Below are 23,963 nucleotides of genomic sequence, written 5' to 3'. Positions count from 1 at the left end.
ATTTTGATAAAAAAAATATTCATAGTACTATTTTTTGTCTATTCAGGTGTTCTTTTTGCACAAAAAGAAACAGAGTTTGAAAGAATAAACAAACTAGAAACAACTTTAAATACATTAAAGAGTACCATACCAAACTTAGAGAATAAAGTAAATTTTAATATTACAAATTTAAAATTACCATTATTCATCAAAACGCTTAGTAAAGAGTCTAAGGTAAACTTAAGCACACGCCTGGAAGGAATTACAAATATTGTATTAACCCATAATTTCACAAATGCTTCAGTTAGAGATATAGTTTTATATTTATGTAAAGAGTATGAGTTAACGTTTAATGTAACAGGTAATATTATTTCATTAAGGAAATTTATACCAGTTCCAGAAAAACCAAGTTATATTCCGAGAAATATTTTAGTAGAGTATGATAAGGGAAGAGATTTATTTTCAATAGATTTAAGAAATGATTCTTTAGCAGTAGCTTTTAAAAAAATAACGGATGTAACTGGTAAGAACCTAGTTTTTTCTCCTGGTTTAGGTGGAAAGAAACTTTCAGGATATATAAAAAATAAATCTTTTGAAAGCGCTGTAGATAAATTAGCTTTTTCAAATCAGTTAAGAGTAACAAAAACAAAAGACGATTATTATTTATTTGAAAGTGATGGGGAGATAGCTTCTAGTAATTCTCAAAGGATTAGAAATGGAAGAAATGGAGGGGTAATTAAACCTAAAAGATATAGAGAGTCTAATTTCTTTTTTAAAGTTAAAGATAGTGTAAAACAGCTTTTAGATGTCGATTTTGAAAATATAAAGACAGGTTCTGTTATAAAGGATATAGCGAATGAATTAAAGGTAAATATGTTTACCAATGCACCTTTAAATAACATTGGGATGGCTTCAGTAAAAGCTAATAATATCACTTTCGATAAGTTATTAGAAAAGTTATTAGAAGATAAAAAATTTACCTTTAAAAAGAAAGAGGGTATTTATTATTTTGGTGAAGACACTCAACCCTCATTAAAAACAACAGCTATTATTTCCTTAATGCATCGTTCAATAGAAGTTATGAATCAGCCAATGCAAAGTAGGACTAATAGAAATAGTTTTAGTCCAGGCTACAATACTGGTGGAATATATACGTCTAATACGAATAACTTCAATAACCAAAATCAGAATTTTAACGGAAATAGAAATTTTAATAATAATAGCAATAATTTCAATAATAATAGAAGAAGTGTACCTACTCAAAACAGCAATTTTGGTGATTATAGTTCAAAGTCAGAAGCTCTAATTAATATTATACCAAAAGATATAACTAATGGTTTAGAGGTTCAAACAGATAGGGAGTTGAATAGTTTTGTTGTAACTGGAGATTCACAAAAAGTAGAAAGGTTTAAAGATTTTATAAAGAAAATAGACAAACCTGTTCCTGTAATTTTAATAGAAGTTATGATTTTAGAAGTACAGAAATCAGCTACGGTTTCTGCTGGAGTAGAGTTAGGTTTAGGAAAAGAGCCTACAACTGATCAAGGAACCTTGTTTTCAGCAACTGATTTAACACTAGGTGCAACTTCAATTAATAAAATTATTGGAGGGTTTAAAGGATTTGGGTCTAAAAATATAGGGAGAGTGGTACCTAATTTTTATGCTAAGATTCAAGCAATGGAATCTAACGGTAATGTGAAAATTAGATCTACACCTAAATTATCAACATTAAATGGACACCAAGCTACTTTATCTAACGGACAGCGTAAATACTATGCGGTAACAAGAAGAGATATTATAGGGTCTCAAAATCCACAAACGTCTGAAATTAAGAATTATGTTCCAATAGATGCAGATTTATCAATAGCGATTAAACCTATGGTTTCTGGAAATGAGCAGATTACAATGAGTATAAATGTAGTGCAGTCTAATTTTAATGGAGAACGTATAGAGCCAGAAGCACCTCCAGGAATGAATTCTAGAGAATTTAATTCAACTATTAGAGTAAGAGACCAAGATGTAATCATTTTAGGAGGATTAGAAGAAAACTTAAAGAATGATTCAGGGAGAGGAGTGCCGTTTTTATCAAGAGTGCCAGTAATAAAATGGCTTTTTAGTAAAAAAACTCGAACGGATTCAAAAACCAAGCTTTCAGTATTAATTAAACCTACAATTATACGTTAGTATTAAAAATGCAGAAAGATGAATAAGTTAAAACAAAGGTTGTTTTATGAGAATAGTTATTGCACTATAGAACATTTTATTTCTGATAATTCAGAGAAAATAAATGTTTTGAGTGTTTCCAAAAAAAAGAATGAGTTAGTAATAACAGATAGGAATCAATATAAAACACCAGAAGAAGTTTTAACTAGTTTTAAAACACAAAAGCATTCATATTTAGTAATAAATAATCAGCAAGTATTATCAAAAAAGGTAAATATTGTTGATGAAGACGAAAGGTTAGTTGTAAGAAACACATTTCCAAATATAGTATTAGATGATTTTTATTATGAAATGTATTCTAATAAAGAAAGTACTTTTATAGCTATATGTAGAAAGAACTATGTTGACGAGTTGATAAAAAAATACCAAAAATTGAAAATATCAATTATAGGTTTTTCATTAGGTAATTTATTAGTTCAACAATTATTACCTTTTTATGAAAGAAGTTTATATACTTCTAATGCTTATGTTACAATTAATAATAAGCAAATTGAAGAGATAAATAAGATAGAAGTTCAAGAAGAAACGTATTCTATTAATGATTTAAATATTGCTAATAATGAGGTTTTAGGATTAGCAGGTGTATTAAGCGTTTTTTTTGATAAAAGTATATTTCAAAAAGGCCTAGAGGAACAAAATTCAAGATTATTAAAAGATTTTACATCTAAAAAACTATTTGATATAAGCCTGAAAGCAGGTCTAGGTTTTTTGTTTGTTATTTTGTTGATAAACTTCGTGTTATTTAGTAGTTATAATTCAAAAGTAAATGAATTAAATGAGCATGTTGTTCTGAATAAAACTCAAAAAGAATTTTTATTACGATTAAAAAAAGAAATAGCTCAAAAAGAAAAAGTAGTTAAAAGTTTAGAAACAGCATCATTATCAAATGTATCAAGATATTTAGATATTATAGCTCAAGAAATTCCTAATACAATATTATTAAAAGAGCTAAAATATCAGCCAATAAAATCGCAGGTAAAAAAAGATAAGCCAATATTAGCTGATGAAAAGAATATTTTGGTAAAAGGGATTACAAAAAGCAATGAAGACTTTTTGACTTTAGTATCAAATTTAAAAAAGAATGATTGGATAGAAAATATTACCATTATTAAATATGGGAAAGAAAAAACTGCTAATTCATTATTTGAATTATTAATACATATAGCAGATGAATAGCTCTCAGAAAAAAATATTGATACCAGTAATCTTTTTAGTAGCTTTATTTATAGTGTACAAGCTAGCAATAAAAAATACATTAGAATTAAAATCGGAATATTCTGAGTTATTGAAAGAGAAACAGCTGTTAGATAATGCTACAGCGGAAATTAATTACTTGAATAAAAAGAAAAGACATTTAGATGCTTTTTTAAAAGAAAATAAAATATCTGTAAATAGTTCGTTTCAGCAAATATTATTGCAAAAAATAACACAGTTTTCTTTAGAAGACAAAGTAGAAATAAAAGCTTTTAATAAACCTCATATACAGAAAAACAATTCTACAGTATTAGAAACCTATTCTTTTGAGGTAAAAGGTAGTTATATGAAAATATTAAAACTCATCAACTATATAGAAAAAAGTAATTTAGGAGAACTATTTTCTGTGAGTTTTGAAAAGAAAAAAAATTATAGAACAAGAAAAGAGTTTTTAACAGCCAAAATTTATTTAAGAAGATTAAAGAATAAATAAATTAAGCTTTTTTTAACAAAAATTAAGTAATACATTTGCTTTTCAAAAAATTGCAAATTCAATCAATAAAATAATTAAAAAACAAGCATGAAGAAACTAGCTTTCCCTTTAGCAGCTTTGGCTCTAATATTTTCAATACTGACCTTTTTTTTATCACAGAACTCATCAGAATTGGTATATGTAGATGTGAATAAACTCTTAGATGGTTATAAGAGAACTAAAGTAGTACGTGCGGAGTTTGAGAAAAAAGCCAAGGTGTTAAAATCGAATGTAGATAGTTTGGTAGTAGATTGGCAAAAGGAGTTAAAGTTATATGAAAAGGAACGCTCAGGATATTCTAAGAAAGAGTTGAAATTAAAGCAAGAGTTGTTAGGAAATAAGCAACAACAAATAAATAATTATCAGCAAGCAATTCAGAAACAAATTCAAGAGGCAGATAAAAAAGCTACTCAAACTGTAGTGAATGATATTAACGACTATGTAAAAGAATACGGAAAAGAAAAAGGTTATAAAATTATCTTTGGAGCAAGTGGATCTGGTAATATAATGTATGCAGATGAAAGTTCAGATTTAACAGCTGTAGTATTAGAAGGCTTAAATAAAGAGTTTCAAGGAAAGTAAAATAGAATTTAAATATTGCTATAAATAAAAGAATCAAACACGATTAAGCTATGAATCGTTATTATGTATTGCTTATAGGTATACTATTGTTAAGTAGTTGCAGAACAAAGTCTTTTGACACAAAAGATGAGATGTGGAGCTACTTACAAGATATAGATCATGGTTATTTACAAGAGAAAAATGTAAATAACTATGATTTTTCGTTGTTATATAAACCTACAGATTTATTGGTACTACAAGAATTAGGCGATGTAAAGGATAAAGAAAAAATAAAAAAACTTCGAGATAAATACAGTCAGTATTTGTACTTCACTTTATCGATGTCTAGAAACAACAAAGAATTATTGAGTACTACACCACGAAATAGAGAAGAGTTTGGACGGATGGTGAATGAGCTAGCCTTTGGAATGGATAAAAAAGTACATGTTTTTACACCAAAGAAAGATACATTAGGCTTGTTGGATTACGTATATCCAAGAATGTATGGAATGAGTAGAGCAACAATAATGTTGTTTGTGTATCCAAGAGACAAGAAATATTTAAAGGAAGAGTATTTAAACTTAACAATAGGTGATTTAGGAACTTACACTGGAGAGGTAAAGTTTAAAATACCAACAAAATTAATAAAGAAAGAACCTACACTTAATTTTAAATAAAGTTTAATTACTAGTTAGTAATTAACTATAAACATATAAAAGAGAAAATACTAAAATTATGATAAAGAATAAACAAACTAGAAGAATTGCTATTGTTGTTAGTTTATTGGTATTGTTTTCATGGAGAGTAAGAGCACAAGGTCCAGTAGCACCTGAGGCTGCAACTTTTGAACCAGTAGATGCAATGGATATGGTAAATTTGGTAACTGGAGATTTATCCTATGTTTTACCCATATTAAATGTGCCAAGTCCAGAAGGAGGTTATCCATTAACTTTAAGTTATCATGCAGGAATTGCTGTAGATCAAGAAGCTTCGTGGGTTGGTCTAGGTTGGAATATTAATCCTGGAGCAATTAATAGATCTGTCAATGGAGTTCCAGATGATTGGAAAGAAGAAAAGCTCTCTTCATTAGTGTATGATATAGGAGGTACGGTTACTAGTCATGATTTTGGTATTGGAGTAGGTTGGGGAAAAGGTAAATATTCAGTAGGGTTGTATGCTTCATATGCTGAAAATAAAGCGTTTGGAGGAGAAACTACATATAGTTTTGATCTAGGGGTTTCTGGTGGATATGGGAATTTACAAGGAAGAGCTGGTACTGATGGTGTAGGGTTAGCTTTTGGCAAAAGATATAACTCAAAGAATGAAAATACTTCTGTTAGTGCAGGAGGTGCTATTGGTATAGGTTATTCCTTTAAGAAAGGAGCTTTTTCTATAGCTTATTCAGCAGATTATGGAGTAGAAAAAAATAGTAGTACAGGAACAGGAACAGGAGCAAATGCTAAATCCAAATTCAAAGGTTCGGTGGGTATTAGTAGTTTAAGTTCTTTAGGAGGAGGTAGTGGAGATTTAAATTCTTCAATGAGTATTGCACCTGCAGGGGATAGTTTTAATTTAAATATTTCTATTTTTTTATTGAATATTAATTTTTCAAGTAGTAAAATTAGATATTGGCATTTTGATTCTAAAGCCTATAAAAGTATTGGTACATTGTATGCTGGTAATAATAAAAAGGTAAGAGATGGTGAGATGTTTGGAAACCTTGTAGGTTTTGATACTTATTCTAGTACGTATGACCAAACAGATGAGTCTGTACTTAATAAAGAAATTTATTTGCCTTCTTATGATTTTTATTCAGTATCTGGTCAAGGAGTGTCAGGTAATATAAGCCCTAATTTGTTTGAATACGGTTCTTTAACACCAAAGAAGAGAGACTTTAATTTGAAAGGAGTAAGATATATGACAGAGTCATATATTAGAGATTCTTTTACTAAGGAGATTAGTAATAATAGTGACAATATATATTTTTATTTTAACAATGAAAATTCTTCATATTTAAATATTAATGCAAATCAATGGGGAACTACTCCAGCAAGTGTTTATGAGTTTTCAGATATTGCTTCACCAACATCTACCTTAAGTTCCAAAGTAACTATTGATGGAGTTGAATATGATAATTTGAATAAAGTATCCAAAAGATTGAAAAAAGGAGATTTTATAGAAACATATACAAATAAGCAACTAATTGATAACCCTTCATTAGTTTATAGTCCTACAAATTTTAATAGGAATCATGTTGAAGTTCCAAAGGATGGAATTGGAGCATTTAAAATAACCACGGCAGATGGTAAAACATATCATTATTCTGTACCAGTTTATCAAAGAGAACGATTTTCAAGATTTGCAAAGTATGATGAGAATATTAATGAAAAGTTTTATGAAGAGTTTCAGTTGGCCCCTTATGCTACTCATTGGTTATTAACTGCAATTACTGGATCAGACTATGTGGATGATGGAGATGGTAAATTGTCAGAAAATGATTTAGGTTATTGGGTAATGTTTGATTATGGGAAATGGAGTGATGGATATACATGGAGAACACCTAGAGGAAGTGACCTTAGAACGACACCTACTTCTAAAACTTATGAGTGGGGTGTAAGAGAAGTATACTATTTAAACGCAGTTAAGACAAGGACGCATACAGCTTTGTTTGTTAAAGGAAAAAGAAGAGACAATAAGTCAATAGCTAAGTTGAATTCAAAAAACTATCAAGCTAATAATTATGTTATAAAAAAGTTTGAGTATAATCCTGAAGATGATGGCTATTATTTTAAAGGTTTAGGAGAAACTTTACCTAAAGGTTATGGAACTTTTAGTGCTGGTAAATACAGAACTGTTCATAAAGTTAACGTTGAGTATAATAGATATAATCATGACTTATTAAGACTTAGTAAAATAGTAGTATTAAAGAATAAGTTAATACCAAGTGATTTTAACTATTCAAATCCAAGTGAGTCAACTTCACAGATTAAGGCAAAGATAAAGTTAGTAGAACAAATAACTTTATCTGAAGATAATTGGGGAGCAGTATCTTCTTGGGATAATTATAAAGCACCAGTTACAATTCATGATAAAAGTTGGAAAGGTGAGTACCATGAAAATGTGTTAGAGGAAGAGGATTTATTACATCATATACCCAACATAGATAATTTATCTAGTAACACCATAGAGTTAATACAAGACTATAGCTTAGCTACGAGAACACCTAATGCAAATAATACATTGAGTGGAAGATTAACGTTAAAGAAAGTACAATTGAAAGGAAGGAATGGCATTAGATTGGTTCCTCCTTATCAGTTTGAATATGGAGCTAATTACTCGTATAGTTATAAAGATATAGATGATTGGGGGTATCAAAAATATAGTGCGGCGGCTTGGAGTATGAATAAAATTATTGATCCAATAGGTTCAGAAGTAATAATTGACTATGAAAGTGATGATTATTCTGAAGCAGTCAATTATGAGACTTTTTTTAAGGAAGGTTTGAAGTTTGTTTTTTATAACTATAATGGGAAGTTAAGGTTTGATGTGACAAACTTATATTCAAATAATCCAAATAACGTAAACTTCTTAAATTTTTTTAAGGAGAACTTAAAAGCAAAAGTTAATATTTGGGCTTGTACGAGACATGAATATCGAGATTGGGATTGTCAAGTGAGATGGGGAAAGGTAAATATTGAAGATAAACTTGTAGATGTAGTTAGTGTTGTTAATAATAAAGTAGTTTTTGAAACAGATTTAAATTTATCTAAAGATCATAGGAGTGGTAGAGATAGTTACTTATTTGGTAGAGAGTTTTCTTATGATATGAAAGATTTACAATTAAGAAAGAGAGGTCTTTGTCCTGACATGGGTGGAGGTTGTCCTGATGCTACAAAACACGTTTTTTATTATAATATTGCTTCTAATATAACTGAAGAAAATAAAAACGGTGGAGGTGTAAGAGTTAAACAAATTAAGGTTAAAGGAGATAATAAAACGTATACTACAAATTATTATTATAATCAAGAAGGTTTTGATAAAAACAAGAATGATATCAATTATAAATCATCTGGAGTAACATCATACGCTCCTTCTAAATATAATAAGAATATTAAATATATGTCAGAATTACCTGCACCTTCTGTACTGTATGGTAATGTAGTTGTTGAGAGTGATGAATTTATAAATAATTATAAGTTTAAAACACTAGCTAAAGAAGTTGAATCTGGTACTAGTTATAGTTTAGGAGATGTACTTCAAATCAGCAAAGTACAAGATGAAAAAAACCTTCCAATTGATGTTACTTATTATAACAGAGATCACTTAAAAACTTCTATTAATAAATTAAATAAAGGGAAGTATGAAATAAAAAATAATTTTTCAATGCTTGGTAAATTATTAGAACACAATGTTTATAATAAAGAAGAACAATTACTAAGTAAACATGAAAATAAATATTTGCCTTTAAGTGAAATTAAACAAGGTGTTAAAAGCGAATCTTTTAATACGTACTCAGTAGTTGGAGATTATTGGGATGTAAACAAAATTTACAAAACATATCAATTAAGTATTACGTCTAAATCAGTATTTCCGTCAGTATTAAAGGAAACTGTGATTACCGAAGGAGGTCAATTAAGAAGAGATGTTTTTAGTAAATATGATTTTAATACTGGAGAATTACTTGAAACTAAATCTTATATGAGCCAAGGAGAACTTTATAAAACCAAAAAAGTTCCAGCTCATACAATTGGTGCTTACTCAAAAATGGGTTCAAAAGTTGACAATGAAACCAATAAAAACATGCTTGTTCAGGAAGCTGCTAATTACAGTTATATATTTAGAGATAATACATGGAAAGCTCTAGGAGTTGGAATTACTACTTGGAAGAATTCTTGGGATTACATTCTTAATAATAGGACAACTAGTTCAACAAATGATATTTGGAGAAAACATCGCAGTTATGTTTGGAAAGGACTTAAAAATGAAGATGGAACTTTAGGCTTTACTGAAACACAAGGAGAAGTTGATTTTAATTGGACTATTGGAATTGATCAAAGTGATAATTGGCAACTACTTAATGAAACTACTCGTTATGATCACTATTCTCAGCCAATAGAGGTAAAAGATATTAATGGTAATTACGTCACTACAAAGATGGGAGATTCGTATTCTAAAGTAATTGCAACAGCTAATGCAAATTATGATGATGTATACTATAGTGGTGCGGAATATGTTGACGGAGCTTATTTCGATGGAGGAATAAAGGCTACTGGGTATAAAACTGTTTTAGAATCAGAAGCGCATACAGGAAGAGGTATTGTAGAGGTTGGAGCAAATATTCCTGCTTTTGAAACGTTAGTGCCTGAAAGAAAAGAAAGAAATAAGGCAATTTATCAACGCTTTAAGCTTTCGGTGTGGGTTAAAAAATTAAGTAATGGAACTATTCCAACATTAAAAATAAATATTGGAAGTTCTACAGGAGATTTAGATTTTGAAGATGGAGAAGATGTTAGAGCTGGGGATTGGGTAAAAAAGCAAGGTTATATTACAATTCCAAGTGAAGGAACTACAGTTAGTGTTAAGAGTCCAAGTGTACAAGTGCAGTTAGATGATTTTAGGTTACACCCAATGAGTTCGGGTATGATGAGTTATGTATATAACGAATGGGATCAAGTAACACACATAATAGGAACTAATGGGTTATATACACATTATAAATATGATGCAGTAGGGAAGTTGTCTGAAGTTTGGACTGAGGTTACTAATGATACAGGGATAACTGAAGGTAAAGTAAAGATAAAAGAGTATAGGTATACATATAAGAAGTTTGTAGAAATGGATACAAATGGAAATGGAGAGTTAGAATTAAGTGAAGTATATTCTACAATAAATTTAAGTTTAGGAGCTTCTTTATTGAATTCAGGTACAGGTAGTTACGTTGTTAGGGCTTATGTTTCAGGCGGAAGTGGAGATTTTGAGTATAGATGGGTATTACCTAATTCATCAAGTACAAATGTTACTTACAGTTCATGGAGTGATACCCTTAGTGAAATACCTATGTACTTAGATTGCGATGAACGAAAATATTACAGATGCCAAGTAAAAGATAAGGTTACGGGAGCTATTAGAGAGGCAATAGGTACACATATTAGAACATGTGGCGATGGTGATGGAGATATAAAAGAAATTGAAGAACAATAAAAGCTAAGAAAAATGAATAAGTTTATAGTAAGTTTAGTTTTCATATTGGTAGGTGTATTTTCAGTTAAAGCACAGATTAAGATTGAAGATCCAGATGTAGGAGGAGGAAGCACTACAGTGTGTATGTATAGAGATGCAGATGGAGATGGCTATGGTGCGGGTTCACAGATTTGTGGATTAACAATTGGTACACCTGGATACTCGATTAAAAATGGTGATTGTAATGATAATAATGCGGAAGTAAAGCCTAGAACTTGGTATCGAGATGCAGATGGAGACGGATTTGGATTAGATAGTGAATTTAAAATAGAATGTGTATTAAGCAATAGTTTAACAGGATGGTCTTTGGTAATAGGAGATTGTGATGATACTGAGGCTGACATAAAACCATTGACATGGTATCGAGATGCAGATGGAGACGGAATAGGAATTGGAAGTGAGTCAAAGGTGGTATGTGCATTAGGAAATGTATTATCCGGCTGGTCTTTGGAAAAAGGTGATTGCAATGATTCTAATTCAAGTGTAGGAGTTATAAAATTGTATAGGGACCAAGATAATGATGGATTGGGAGATCCAAATACACCACATTATGCTAATAATAGTACGTTTACTAGTGTTTGTGAAGCGGAGGGATATGTGACTAATAAGGATGATAAGTGTCCATTGAATGCGGGTAGTTCGGCAAATTCAGGATGTCCAGTTGGTGAAGGGTTTGTTATTGAAGCAAGAAACTCTTTGTATGAGAAGAGTTATTTGATTAACAAGAAAGTTACAAGCGAATCTAAAACTTATTATAACGATTTAGGTAAGATAGAACAAGGCTTGAGTTTAGATATAAAAACTAAAAAAGTTTGGGGAGCTCATACTTTTTATGATGCAGAAGGACGTTTATCTGTACAAACATTAAGTGGCCCAGCTTATTCAAATGAGACTTTAGTTTTTAAATCTGATTTTGTTAAGAAACCAGATGGAACTGTTTATAAAGGAACCGATTTTGATGGAGTATTACCTGAAAATTCACCTAAAATAGGAGATGAATTGAATTCTTTAGGGTGGTATTATAGTAATTCTAATACTTCAGAGCCTTTTCAAGATAAGACTGATCGTCCTTATTCTCGCACTATCTATAGTAGTTTATTATCTGGGAGGGTTAAGCAAGTAGTTGGAGGAAATAAGCATGATACAAATGGTAATGGAACAATTGATGATGCAAATGATAAATGGGAAAGAGGTTATAGTTTTTCTATGCCAGCAGCACAGGAACTATACTATGTGTTTGGATATAATGCTTTTGAAAGTAATCCATCTGAAGCAAGTACTTATGAAAATATATCAAATATTTTAGGAAATGGGAACAATCAGATTGTTTGGTTAAAGGCAGGAAAAACAGTAGTACAAGATGCACATGGAAATGAATCTGTAGCATTTACCGACTCAGAAGGTAAAATTTTAGGAACAGCCCGTTCAGGAGGAAATAAAGAATATGAAGTGTTATCTTTAATAGGGAAACAAAAATATGTGGATATTCATATTCCAAAAGGCACTTCAAATAATTCAGCTCAATTAATTGGAGATTCAAGTAATTATAAAATTTATGATTTAAAAACAGAAAAAATTGTATCTGTATCAGCTTTAAAATATTCTGGTTTTTTCAGAATTGAATATGTTGGAGAAACAATACTAACTCCAAGTCATGCACTTACTTATATAGATAAAATAGGAAAAACGATTAATCCTGTAAAGATAGATGCTGTAGGAATACGCTATAAAGTAAATTATTATGATTTTAGTTTGAATGAATATGATAAAGCTGGGCAATTGATAAAAAGTTTACAACCTTTAGGTTTCGATTCAACTTGTTTAAATGAGTTAAAACCTATAGTAACTCATAATGAAAGTTTGAAGAGTACTTTTGTATATAATACATTAGGACTATTAACTTATACAAAAAGTCCAGATGAAGGAGAGGCATGGTTTAAGTACCGAAAAGATGGAAAAATTCGATTTTCTCAAAATTCTAAGCAGGTATTAGCTAAGGAGTTTTCATATACAAATTATGATCGATTAGGACGTTCAGTTGAGAGTGGGGTTTATAAAGAAGAAATAGGGGGAATTACCTTTAAAAAAGTAGATGATTTACTAGAAAATTTTTTGGATGACATCAGTATAGATGATGATGGATTACCTAATAGTAGATGTAAAGAACAAAGTTTTACTCAGTATGATTTTCTGACAGATACTCAAAAGACAGCATTAACTTCTGGGTATACAAATCCAACATTTTTATCAGGAAGTGTAGCACATACATATAATACAGATGATATTGGAACAATAATATCAAAAACTTACTATAGTTACGATGTTCATGGTAGAGTAAAATGGATTTTTCAAATAAGTAAAGGGCTAACAGAAGCAAAGACGATAGATTATGTATATGAGCCTATTACAAGCCAGGTAAGCAAAATATATTTTGAAAAAAATAATGTAGAGGAACAATTTATTCATAGATATACGTATGATCAAGATACTCAGCAATTGAAAACAGTAGAGACTTCTACCGTTGATGATGATAACTCTTTTACCTTACATGCGAGTTATGACTATTATGAAACAGGAGCTATAAAAAGAGTTACTTTAGCAGAAGGTCTTCAGGATATAGATTATGTTTATAATTTGGCTGGACAGTTAAAAGCTATTAACCATCCTGATCTGGTGAAAGATTCAGAGATTAATCCAGAAGGAAATGATTTGTTTGGAATGGTCTTAGACTATCATACAGGAGATTATATCCGTAATAATAAATTTGTTGTTCCAACAGCTGGAACTGTAAATCAGTACAACGGAAATATCAAAGCATTTACTTGGGGTTCAAAGAGTAATTCAGAGGAGGATACGAGCACTCCATCACAATACAAATATTCATATGATCGTAATAACTGGTTAACTTCAGCGATATTTGATGGAATGGGAGGGGTACAAGCAGGAACTCCTGAGAACTTATATTTAAAATTTCCAGTACTAAGTAGTCAGGATAAATTAGCTACAAACTCTATTACTTTAGAAGAAGGTTTTTCTGTTACTGCATCAAGTTCGCTTACATTTACTGCAAAAATTGGTGGGTCAACTTCAGGTGGGGTTTATGGAATTGGAGATTATAATGTAAGTAATATTACATATGATGCTAATGGAAATATTTTAAGTTTAGACCGAAATAAGAATACAGAATCTGGTTCCAATAAAATGGACGAGTTAAGTTATACTTATAAGAATGGAAAATCCAATAGATTGGATCGTGTTATAGATAATGTAGGTAATGTTGGAGTACAAGATATAGACACTCAAGAAGCTGGAAATTATGTATATAATAATATTGGACAGTTGATAGAAAATAAAGGAGAAGGAGTTAAATACAAGTACAATGGAAGTGGGTTAGTTACAGAGGTAATTAAAAATGATGTATCTTTGATTAAGTTCTTTTACAATGACAAAGGATATAGAATACAAAAGATAAGTTATAAAGTCGATGGTATCACCATTAATAAAATTACAAATTACCTAAGGGATGCTTCTGGAAATGTTATAGCCATTTATGATGATAATACCCAAATAGAACTACCAATTTATAGTGAGAATAGATTAGGTATTTATAAAAAAACAACTAATACTAATGTATATCAGTTAACTGATCATTTAGGAAATGTACGTACAGTAATAGCTAAAAGTGGAGACCAGGCTATTGCGATGAGTAAAACAGATTATTACCCTGGTGGAATGGTAATGCCTAACAGACAATTTGTTAATGGTGAACCTTATAGGTATGGCTACCAAGGAGAATTTTCTGAAACAGATTCAGAAACAGGAAAACAAGCTTTTCAATTACGTTTATATGATCCAAGAATTAATAGATGGTTAAGTCCAGATCCTTATGGACAGTTTTATAGCCCATATTTAGCGATGGGGAATAATGGAGTTAACTTTGTCGATCCTGATGGAGGATATTGTTATGATGCTCAAGGAAAAAAAATACCTTGTCCAAAAGGAGATTTTTTTGATGCTTACAGAGGAGCATCTGAACACACTAATATATTAGATGATATTCATACGTCAAAAGATATAAAATTATTATCTAAAAATGATTTTTATAAAGGATTAGGTCCACAATTTTGGGAAGGAGGTCAGGCATATAAATTTAACGAAAGAGATTTAAGAGTAGCTATTGATGTTTTAAATGGACCAGATAATGTAATAAAACAGCAGGTAAGAAAAGTTTTATCTAGTGGTGTTCCTGAACCTTTAAGTGGTTATAATTTAAGGATGTGGTATGGAGATAGATGGGCACAGTATAAAGTGGGCTCAGACTATGTTGGAACTGCAGCACCTTTAGCGGCAGGAGCTTTTGGGGGAGGGAAATTAAGAACTAATATGAGTTTTAATTCTAGAGGTCATTTAAACCCGACTACTAGAGTTACTGTATATAGAGCAGTTGATAATGTTGAACTAGCAAATATAAAGGCTACTAATAAATTAACGGTACAGAAAGGAGGTACAGAAGCAAAGTATTTTGCAAATTCTCTAAGCAATGCACACAAATTTGGTAAATTCCTATATCCTAACGGTTATACAGTTATTAGTGCTAGAATAGGAGTAAGAACTGCTGGTGCTTATTGGAGTCCTTATACTGATGGTATGGGGGCATATATAATACCTGGATCTCAATTATCTAATATGGGAGGTATTACGATAATAAAATAATTATGATTTATTTATGCCAATTGAAATAAAAAATAGAGAATATAACTATTTAGGAAGTTTAAAAATTAGAAGGAGTAAATTAATATCTAAAGAAGAAAAGCCACAAGATGATGTTGTTAAATGGTTTTCATTAAATGTCAATGGTATTAATTATTCTTTTATTTATGATATTATTGAAAAAAATGAAGCTACGTATGATAAATTCTTTGAAGTAAGAATAAGTCTTATAAATTTTGATTTAATTAAAAGAGAAATTGTTTTAAAAAAATCCTATAACGTATATAGAGGTGAAGAGATGATTGGAGAAATAAAATTACATAAAGTTTTAGATATACGCTCAAAATAGCACAGGTTTATAATTCCCCCGCTCCCGCTAGTTTATAACTAGTGGCAAGCATGAGTAAGCATAAATAGTTATCAACAATAAATACACAAACTACCTTAATTTTAATTAATTAAGGTAGTTTTTTCTTTCAGCGAAGTTCGCTGATGATTCTGCAGAGTTTTTATTATGTCAGCGAAGTTCGCTGATGGTTTTGCAAAGCTTTTATTTGGTCAGCGGAGTTCGCTGATAGTTTCGCAAAGTTTTTTATTGCGTCAGTGGAGTTCACTGATGATATCAAATAAATTTTGGCTTAGTCCTCGTAAAATTGTTGAGTGTAATAGAAAAAATGATAAGTTAGAGTTGATATAAGTTATATATAACTAGCCCATAACAGTACTTAACTTAAACATAGGTAAATACATAGCTACTAAAATAACTGCTACAATACCTCCTAAAACTACAATAATTAAAGGTTCAACAGTAGCGCTAATCATTTTAGATTTATTTTCAACTTCTTGGTTGTATTGGTAGGTTAATCGATTAAAAATGGTTTCTGTTTGGTTGGTTTCTTCAGCAACTTTAATCAATGAACTCATTTTCTTGTCAAAAAAAGGTTCTAAGGAGATGCTTTCATGCAAGGTTTTACCAATTAAAATATTGTTTTCTACTTTGTCTAAAGCTTTTTGAAGTGGGTAGAACTCAATCATGTTTTTAGTCAGCTGAATTCCATTTAATAAAGGAACTTTAGCCCCAACAAGTAAAGAGATAGCTTGAGTAAACTGTGCTAGTTTAACTTTACGAACAAACCCACCTACAAAAGGAATTTTAAGAAGAATGGTAGAACTAATTCTTTTATACCATTCCTTGTTTTTAAAAACTTTGATAAACACAAATATTAAAACAATGAATAAAAAGAAAACCCAATAATATTTGGTAAAACTATTAGAGATGGCAATAATTTTTTGAGTAATCCAAGGAAGTTCAACTCTGTTTTGTTTAAAAATATCTGCAAACATAGGCACAACGAATTGTAGCATAAATAAAACAGCTAAAAAGGCAGTACATAAAACTACAATAGGGTAACTTAAGGCATTAATTACAGTTCTACGTTGCTCGTTCTTTCGTTTATAGAAATTACCTAATTCTTCGGCAACACTTTGTAAAGTACCTGTCCTTTCTCCTATTTGAATAGAGTAATATTCATATTCAGAAAACTTATTCTGAGCTTTAATAGCTTCAGAAAGGTTTTTACCCGCAATTAAGTCGTTTATTATGTTTTTGAATAGTTGTGAGTCTATTTCTTTTTTTTGTTCGTTAGCAATAAGCTCTAGGGCATCTTTAAGTTCTAATCCTGCTTTTAATAATACAGCTAGTTCAATATAAAAGGCTTCCTTCTTTTTATTAGAAAAACTGCTAAACAGTGTTATCTCTTTCTTAAGTAAAGAATCGATGTCAAAACCTTCTTTTTTTTCTTTGGTTTGATTAGGGATGTTATCTAATTGAAAAGCCATTAATTATTATTTAAATAATACGATGCGTCTTTAATTTTATATACAAACAATTTGTTATTTCTAAAACTGACACTAGTTTCTAACCGAATTGCATCTATAGTTCCGTTAGTAACTGTTACACCATCTAAAAACAATTGTTTGTTTTGTATTTGTACCTCTAAAGTATCGTTATTTCTAATCACAAAATCATTCTGGAAACTATAAAAAACAGTATCAATACTATTTATAAGTTCAAGTCTGTTTATTGGTGCATTGTATTTACAATGATACTTATTAAAATCTTGCCATAATATACGTTCTAAAAACTGAGTTTCTTGTCTTGTATGAAAATTGTTTTTAATAGAGGATACTTGTTTTTGTACCAATGTTAAGGTAACAAAGGCTAAAGAAATAACTATACTAGAAACTACCAATACTATTAGCATTTCACTTAAAGTTATGGCTTGTATTTTTTTAGTTATTTTCAATAGCAACTAGTTTTTTAGTACGTTTCTTTTTCGACAGTATATGAGTCGCTTCAAAAATAATAAAGCTATGATTGTTTTCAGTATGTTTTAAAACCTCAATTTTCCATTCATCATCTTCAGCATAAAAAGGAACTTGCAAAGCACCATTTAAATATTGGTATTGTAGTTCGTTTAACTCAGTTTCAATAGCCTGATTATTTACTCTGGTAATATTATGTAGAATATTGTTTAAAGTTGCTGTAGCGATTCCAAAAATCAATAAAATTAGGGTAGTAGCGACCAATACTTCTGTTAAAGAAGATGCTTTAACCTTTTGGTTGATATATGTATGTAAACGCTTTAATAAACCCATTTTGCAACTTTTAATTTTGGATTCTTAAATGACAGTCCACAATATTGTTTAGGTAGCTTATCGCTGTTGATTACGCCATGGTAAATATGGTTTGTATAGGTACTACCAAACTGTAATGTGATAAAACTACTTGTATATACAGAACCATAAACGGTACCAAGTAATTCTAAGTTTTTATTGCAGTATACATCACCGGTAACAATACTATTTTTTGAAATTTTTATCTGTGGAGTAAAATTGATACTGGTTTTTAACGATTCTTGCTCAAATAATACAATTCCTTTCACATAAGAATTAGCATCTATTTGAATTAATACTTTGTCTTTATTATTAGAATTGGTGTTTTGTTGTTGTTTATTAAGTAAAACCAAAGCAGAAGGGTAGGCAAGATGACAGTTTTTATTTACATGAATTTTTTTAGAAGAAAACACTTGGAAATTCCCTTTAACATTCGATTTAATCTCTACTTCAGGAGCAATTAAAATAATGTCTTCTAAAACAGCTGAAGAGTTTACTATGATTTTAGTGCTAGAATGGAGAATAATGTTTCCTTTTAGTGTAATATTACTTAAAAATAAATGACCATTATTGGTATTTACTAATGTTTCTTCAGTAAAAGATTGATGCTTTTGAAGACCATCACTTAATTCGAAAAAAGATGTGTTATCATTTAAGAAATTTAAACGAAGTAAGTTTTTAAAATACTCTTTGTTTGCAATTTCTGGTAATGTTTTAGTACTCGTTTTTCTAGTTCCATAAAACAGTTTGTCTCCATTAAACGAAGTTCCAGCAATATTACCAGTACTGATACCTTGTTTTGGTAAGGATACGTTACCTACAATTTTAGAATTACCAACCAATATAAGACGAGCATAAGTTTCTTTAAGATATAAGGCTTCTCTTTTTAAATTGTGATTTCCTAAAATAGCAGTTTTAGAAAAATGTTCGTTTTTTACGTTAGAATTTACAGTAGCAACATCAAAAACACCCCAGTGTTTTTTTACAATACTTGTTTTTTCTTGAATATTATCAGAAACTTGAAGTTCTTTAACTTGGTTATACGAAAGTTGATCGTTGGCTAAAGAGTGGAATCCGAATTGAACATTAAGAACAGCTTCTTTAAAAAAAGCGTTTTTTGTTTGTAGTTTTTGTTGTAGGTATACTAAAGAAATAAAAGCAAATAAAACGAGTGCTATAATAGTAGATATAGCTAATACATATTGCAAAGCACCCGCTTTAAGCTTTTTGAAAAAAATCATTATTCTAGCAATTGAATTGTTTTTGAAACCGAGTTAAAAACAACAACTGCTTTTGAGCTATTTGCTTTTTTTAAGGTAACCTTATGTAAGGTTTGTCCAATAGACATTTCTTCTTGCATACCATTAATTGTAAGGATAAAAGACTTTGAACCACCTTCAATAACCCCATTGTATATAATATTTGGGAAAGGAATGTTGGTTTTGGGTGCTTTTTTTCTAACAATTACTTTTTTCTTTTTATCAGAAGGTAATTTTCCAAGAAAAGGATCACGATAATCAGCTTTTACAGTATAAGCTTCTTGTTTGGTTATTTTTTTTGGAACAAACTCAAAAGAAGAAGCTGTAGTTACTTCTGGAGTATTTGAAGAAAACTGATTAAAAAACTGATAACCAATAATTCCCCAAATAAGGATTACAGCAGCTAATAATAAATATGTTTTTTGTTGTTTAGTCAATTTATTTTAAAATTAGTTTTTCAAGCTTTAATAAACGGGCTTCTAAAGTACTGTTTTTTTCTTTTTGTTTCAGTAACTCTTTTTGTTGTTGAATAGTATACAAAGTAAGTTCTTCAATCTTTTGTAATAACTTTCTATTCATTTCACCTAACTCTATACCATCATTTTCTTTTACTTCTTTAGCACTTGGAATGTTTTTAAGGTGACCTTTTTCGTTAATATGCTTTTCAATTTCTTCTAAAGTTGGTAAATCATAGTTTTTGTTAAAAACAAAATCAGGCCATTTCGTTTTCAGTTGTACTTTTATTTCTTCAGTAATTGTTTTACCTGCGATTGCTAATGTATAATCAGAAGGTATAGAAACAGTACCGATTCCAACTTTTGCTCCTCTAAGTGCTATATTACCTCCATTTTCTTTAGTTATAACAAAGTTATTATTAGTATCTAGCCCCACATATACTTTCCTGCTTCCACTTTGGATGAATTGTATATATTGCCACGAATTATCAGTGTTGATAAAGCTTAAAGGACTATCTGAATTAGTGGTAATTCGTATAGGAGCTTTGTTAGAAATTGAACCATCAGCATCTTTGGTCAATAATTCATACCAATCATTCCAACCGACTCCAATAGAACCTCTTCTATAAAAAATACCGCCTGTATTAAAACTTAATTGATGTTTTGATCCACCAGAATTATCTGACCATGGGGCAAAGGTAAAAAGTCCTGTATATCCTCCAGAACCAGGAGAGTTAATAACATGCCTGTTTTTAAACTCAAATTTGACCTCATGATTATAAAAATAAGGAGTTTCATTTGTGTTTCTAGTATCTAATACTTTTACTTTATCAGAAGTTTGAGAGAAAATAGAAAAGCTTAAAAACAGCAACGGGTAAATAAAAAATAATTTTTTCATAGTAATAATTATAGATGTGAGTAGGCAATTAATTAATTAGCAAAGGATAAATTTCATCTAAAGAAGTAATACCATTTTTAACCATACTAATAGCATTATCTTTTAAAGTAGCAATCTTTTTTTCCTTTAAGTAATCCGTGATATCTAAATCTTTTTGTTGAATATTTTCAACTAATTCTTTTGTAATAGGGATTATTTCATAAATAGCTTTTCTTCCTTTATAACCAGTTTGGTAGCAAGTAGGACAGCCTACAGCTTTATAATGAGTATCTATTTCCTGGTTTAAGAGAGCTTCTTTAGGAAGAGCATTTTTATCAGTAGTGACTTTAGTTTTACAGTTATCGCATAATTTACGAACCAATCGTTGGGCAACACTTACATTTAAAGTACTAGCTATTAAAAAAGGAGGGACTCCCATGTCAATTAACCTAGAAATTGTAGCCCAAGCTGAGTTTGTATGAATTGTAGAAAGGACTAAGTGACCAGTTAATGCGGCACGTATAGCCATATTAGCAGTAGCTACGTCACGAATTTCTCCAACCATAATAATATCTGGGTCTTGACGTAAAAAAGTACGTAGTGTACTAGCAAAATCCAATCCAATACTTTCTTTTAATTGTACTTGATTTACTCCTTCTAATGTATATTCAATAGGATCTTCAATAGTTAAAATATTAGTATCGTTTGTATTTAAAAGCTTAAGGGTAGCATATAAAGTAGTTGTTTTTCCTGATCCTGTAGGACCTGAAATTAAAACAATACCATTAGGTCTTTTAACTGAGTTTTTATAAGTACTAAGCTCTTCTTCTGAAAAACCTAAATTCTCCAATTGAACAGTTAAACTGTTTTTAGAAAGAATACGGAGTACTAGTTTTTCACCATGTAATGTAGGTAAAGAAGATACACGGATGTCAAAATCTTCTTGCGCATTTGAAAGATTAATACGACCATCTTGAGGCAATCTCTTTTCAGAAATATCCAAGCCAGCCATTATTTTTATTCGGTTTACAATTTTTGGATATTCACTTTTAGAAATAATATACTTTTCTAATAGTTTACCATCAATTCTAAAACGAACTCTATTTTTATGTTCAAAAACTTCAAAATGAATATCACTACTTCCAATTTGTTTGGCTTCATGAATTAAATTTAGAAGAAAATCTTCAGAATAACTCATGGTAGAACTATTCGTTTTTCTATAATTTTTTTGTAATAAAAAGTTTATAGATTCTTTGTCTTCGGTAACCAAATGAAGTTTTTGACCTAACAAGATCTCTAATTCTGAAGCAATACCCAATAAATTATCGGCATCAGTAACAGCATGAATAGTCCCATTTTGGTAATCAAAAGGAACAATACGATAGCCGTAAGCTATATCGGAACTAATTTTTTGTAAAAATTCAGTAGGTATATCTGTTAAAAACTTTTCCATGCAATAAAATTATAGCCTTGCAAATTTAAGTAATGAAATTTAAAAACAAGGATATAACTATATTTTTAATTAAGTTAGTTGGAATAAAATCAAAATTAATTCTATTGTTTATAAAGAAACTATAGTAGCTTTGTAAATAAAAAATTGGTGTATTTATTTCTCATATTTTTAGTTTTATTAGCAGTAATCTTTATACAAGACTTAAAAGATAGGCAGGTTTATATCTTTTTATTTATGCTTACAGCTATTGTAGGAGGTATAATTTATTATTTGAAATCCACACCATATGTATATTTAATTAATATTAGTATCAATTTACTATTCATCTTACTGTTATTTTTTATTCTTAAAATTTATAGTAATTATAAGATGAAGAAAGGTGTTTTTGAAGCTATAGGTTTAGGAGATTTTTTCTTTTTTGGAGTTTTAGCAGTAAGTTTTCCAATTATCAGTTTTTTTGTTCTTTTTTCAGTATCATTAATCTTTTCATATATATTATTTATAATACTAAAACCAAGTTTAAAAGAAAAAAACGTTCCTTTAGCTGGATTTCAAGCGTTATTCTTAATAATAATTTTAGGAATAAACTCATTATTAGATATTGTTAACTTGTATATACTTTAACATTTAATAATGTTTACAAAAACTTAAGGTAATATTAATTCATTAGCAAATTTTTAAAGAACCGTTAAAGGAAACTGAATTTTGTTTACCGACACTTTTTTACCGTTTATCGACACTTATTTTAATTTAGACGCAATCTATCTTTAATTTTTGATAATTAAACTTAAATTGTACCCATAATTTATTTGTAATAATTCGATGGCAAAAATATTAGATGTACTATTAATTGAGGATAATATGATAGAAATAATGAAAATGAATAGAACAGTTTCATTATTAGAACTAAAACATAATATCACAGAAGCTAAAACGGCCGAAGAAGCTTTGGTCATTTTAGAAACAAAAAAGAATTTACCAGATCTAATCTTATTAGATTTAAATATGCCAAAAATAAATGGTATAGAATTTTTATCAATCTTAAAAAAAGATGAAGATCTAAGACACATACCTACGGTGATTTTAACAACATCAGATAACCAAAAAGACATTCACGAATGTTATAGAATAGGTGTATCTGGTTATATGTTAAAGCCATTAAAGTATGATGATTATGTGGAAAAAATAAAAGCAACCCTAGCATATTGGTCAATAAATGAACTAAAGAATAGTTAACATTTGAAAGGGATAGTTTTTACAGAGTTTTTGGACCTCGTAGAAAGTAAATTTGGATTAGAAATGGTTGATAAAATTATATCACAATCTGAATTGGAATCTGGAGGGGCCTATACTGCAATTGGAACATATCGTTTTTCAGAGATGCTTCAATTGTTGGGAAATTTGAGTAATAATACTGGGATTTCGACAGACAATTTACTTTTGGTATATGGAGAGCATTTTTTTAGCGTCTTAGAAGAAAGTTATCCAGGGCTTTTAAACACTTATACTGATCCAATAGAGCTATTGGCATCAATTGAGAATCATATTCATGTAGAGGTGCGTAAAATATACCCAAAAGCAGAGCTTCCTACATTTATTGTAGAAGAAAAAACGAAGAATTCGTTAATTTTAATCTATAAGTCGAGTAGAGCAATGCATCACTTTGGCTTAGGTTTAATGAACAAAACGTTTGAATACTTTAACAGTACGGCTACTATTGTGTTAGAGAGAACAAAGAAAGATGGTAGTGAAGTAAAGTTTATTATTAATAAAAATTAAAGTTATTTCGAAAATAGAAGTAAAT

18 protein-coding genes are annotated in these 23,963 nt (G+C 29.7%); 11 read left to right on the top strand and 7 right to left on the bottom strand.

Features of this window, described 5'->3' with window-relative positions; translation table 11 throughout:
- The first annotated feature begins 3 nt into the window (after positions 1-3).
- The 8 genes from ACOQN8_RS16595 (at position 4) to ACOQN8_RS16560 (ending at position 15,788) form a co-directional block, all read left to right on the top strand.
- A complete protein-coding gene (locus ACOQN8_RS16595; protein WP_420553533.1) occupies positions 4-2,163 on the top strand; it encodes a type II secretion system protein GspD in 2,160 nt (719 codons plus the stop codon).
- Between the two features lie 18 nt (positions 2,164-2,181).
- On the top strand, positions 2,182-3,378 hold the full coding sequence (locus ACOQN8_RS16590) for a hypothetical protein (protein WP_420553532.1): 1,197 nt from the start codon (positions 2,182-2,184) through the stop codon (positions 3,376-3,378).
- On the top strand, positions 3,371-3,889 hold the full coding sequence (locus ACOQN8_RS16585) for a hypothetical protein (RefSeq protein ID WP_420553531.1): 519 nt from the start codon (positions 3,371-3,373) through the stop codon (positions 3,887-3,889). The genes ACOQN8_RS16590 and ACOQN8_RS16585 overlap by 8 nt, the downstream gene beginning before the upstream one ends.
- 87 nt (positions 3,890-3,976) lie before the next feature.
- Complete coding sequence (locus ACOQN8_RS16580; RefSeq protein ID WP_420553530.1) at positions 3,977-4,510, top strand: OmpH/Skp family outer membrane protein; 534 nt, start codon at positions 3,977-3,979, stop codon at positions 4,508-4,510.
- A gap of 50 nt (positions 4,511-4,560) precedes the next feature.
- A complete protein-coding gene (locus ACOQN8_RS16575; protein WP_420553529.1) occupies positions 4,561-5,166 on the top strand; it encodes a hypothetical protein in 606 nt (201 codons plus the stop codon).
- Positions 5,167-5,224: 58 nt separating this feature from the next.
- Positions 5,225-10,690 (top strand): hypothetical protein, encoded by a 5,466-nt coding sequence (locus ACOQN8_RS16570; RefSeq protein WP_420553528.1) that lies wholly within the window; start codon positions 5,225-5,227, stop codon positions 10,688-10,690.
- 12 nt (positions 10,691-10,702) lie between these two features.
- Positions 10,703-15,442, top strand: coding sequence for an RHS repeat domain-containing protein (locus ACOQN8_RS16565; RefSeq protein ID WP_420553527.1), 4,740 nt, complete (start codon positions 10,703-10,705; stop codon positions 15,440-15,442).
- Positions 15,443-15,455: 13 nt separating this feature from the next.
- Positions 15,456-15,788 carry a hypothetical protein gene (locus tag ACOQN8_RS16560; RefSeq protein ID WP_420553526.1) on the top strand — a complete coding sequence of 111 codons (333 nt, stop codon included), beginning with the start codon at positions 15,456-15,458 and terminating at the stop codon, positions 15,786-15,788.
- A gap of 359 nt (positions 15,789-16,147) precedes the next feature.
- Here the strand turns inward: ACOQN8_RS16560 and ACOQN8_RS16555 are convergent, their stop codons facing one another.
- From ACOQN8_RS16555 to ACOQN8_RS16525, 7 genes are read right to left on the bottom strand one after another with little or no spacing between them, the layout of a single operon-like run.
- The gene (locus ACOQN8_RS16555) at positions 16,148-17,278 is read right to left on the bottom strand and encodes a type II secretion system F family protein (protein WP_420553525.1); all 1,131 of its coding nucleotides are present in this window, start codon (positions 17,276-17,278) and stop codon (positions 16,148-16,150) included.
- On the bottom strand, positions 17,278-17,745 hold the full coding sequence (locus ACOQN8_RS16550) for a hypothetical protein (protein ID WP_420553524.1): 468 nt from the start codon (positions 17,743-17,745) through the stop codon (positions 17,278-17,280). Before ACOQN8_RS16550 ends, ACOQN8_RS16555 begins: the two co-directional genes overlap by 1 nt.
- On the bottom strand, positions 17,732-18,097 hold the full coding sequence (locus ACOQN8_RS16545; RefSeq protein ID WP_420553523.1) for a PulJ/GspJ family protein: 366 nt from the start codon (positions 18,095-18,097) through the stop codon (positions 17,732-17,734). Before ACOQN8_RS16545 ends, ACOQN8_RS16550 begins: the two co-directional genes overlap by 14 nt.
- A complete protein-coding gene (locus tag ACOQN8_RS16540) occupies positions 18,085-19,356 on the bottom strand; it encodes a hypothetical protein (RefSeq protein ID WP_420553522.1) in 1,272 nt (423 codons plus the stop codon). The genes ACOQN8_RS16545 and ACOQN8_RS16540 overlap by 13 nt, the downstream gene beginning before the upstream one ends.
- Positions 19,356-19,811, bottom strand: coding sequence for a hypothetical protein (locus tag ACOQN8_RS16535; RefSeq protein WP_420553521.1), 456 nt, complete (start codon positions 19,809-19,811; stop codon positions 19,356-19,358). The genes ACOQN8_RS16540 and ACOQN8_RS16535 overlap by 1 nt, the downstream gene beginning before the upstream one ends.
- A gap of 1 nt (position 19,812) precedes the next feature.
- The gene (locus ACOQN8_RS16530) at positions 19,813-20,727 is read right to left on the bottom strand and encodes a cell wall anchor protein (RefSeq protein ID WP_420553520.1); all 915 of its coding nucleotides are present in this window, start codon (positions 20,725-20,727) and stop codon (positions 19,813-19,815) included.
- A gap of 28 nt (positions 20,728-20,755) precedes the next feature.
- Complete coding sequence (locus ACOQN8_RS16525; protein WP_420553519.1) at positions 20,756-22,159, bottom strand: GspE/PulE family protein; 1,404 nt, start codon at positions 22,157-22,159, stop codon at positions 20,756-20,758.
- Positions 22,160-22,393: 234 nt separating this feature from the next.
- Between ACOQN8_RS16525 and ACOQN8_RS16520 the strand changes: the two genes are divergently transcribed.
- The 3 genes from ACOQN8_RS16520 to ACOQN8_RS16510 all read left to right on the top strand — a co-directional run bounded on the left by ACOQN8_RS16520 (position 22,394) and on the right by ACOQN8_RS16510 (position 23,938).
- The gene (locus ACOQN8_RS16520) at positions 22,394-22,783 is read left to right on the top strand and encodes a hypothetical protein (protein WP_420553518.1); all 390 of its coding nucleotides are present in this window, start codon (positions 22,394-22,396) and stop codon (positions 22,781-22,783) included.
- 198 nt (positions 22,784-22,981) lie between these two features.
- The gene (locus tag ACOQN8_RS16515) at positions 22,982-23,395 is read left to right on the top strand and encodes a response regulator (RefSeq protein WP_150899558.1); all 414 of its coding nucleotides are present in this window, start codon (positions 22,982-22,984) and stop codon (positions 23,393-23,395) included.
- Positions 23,396-23,398: 3 nt separating this feature from the next.
- On the top strand, positions 23,399-23,938 hold the full coding sequence (locus ACOQN8_RS16510) for a heme NO-binding domain-containing protein (RefSeq protein WP_420553517.1): 540 nt from the start codon (positions 23,399-23,401) through the stop codon (positions 23,936-23,938).
- Positions 23,939-23,963 lie beyond the last annotated feature (25 nt).

The sequence above is a fragment of the Tenacibaculum aiptasiae genome (genome assembly GCF_965221665.1).
Classification (GTDB): domain Bacteria; phylum Bacteroidota; class Bacteroidia; order Flavobacteriales; family Flavobacteriaceae; genus Polaribacter; species Polaribacter aiptasiae.
Note: the sequence above shows the minus strand (reverse complement) of the source record. Positions and strands in the feature narration are given on the sequence as shown.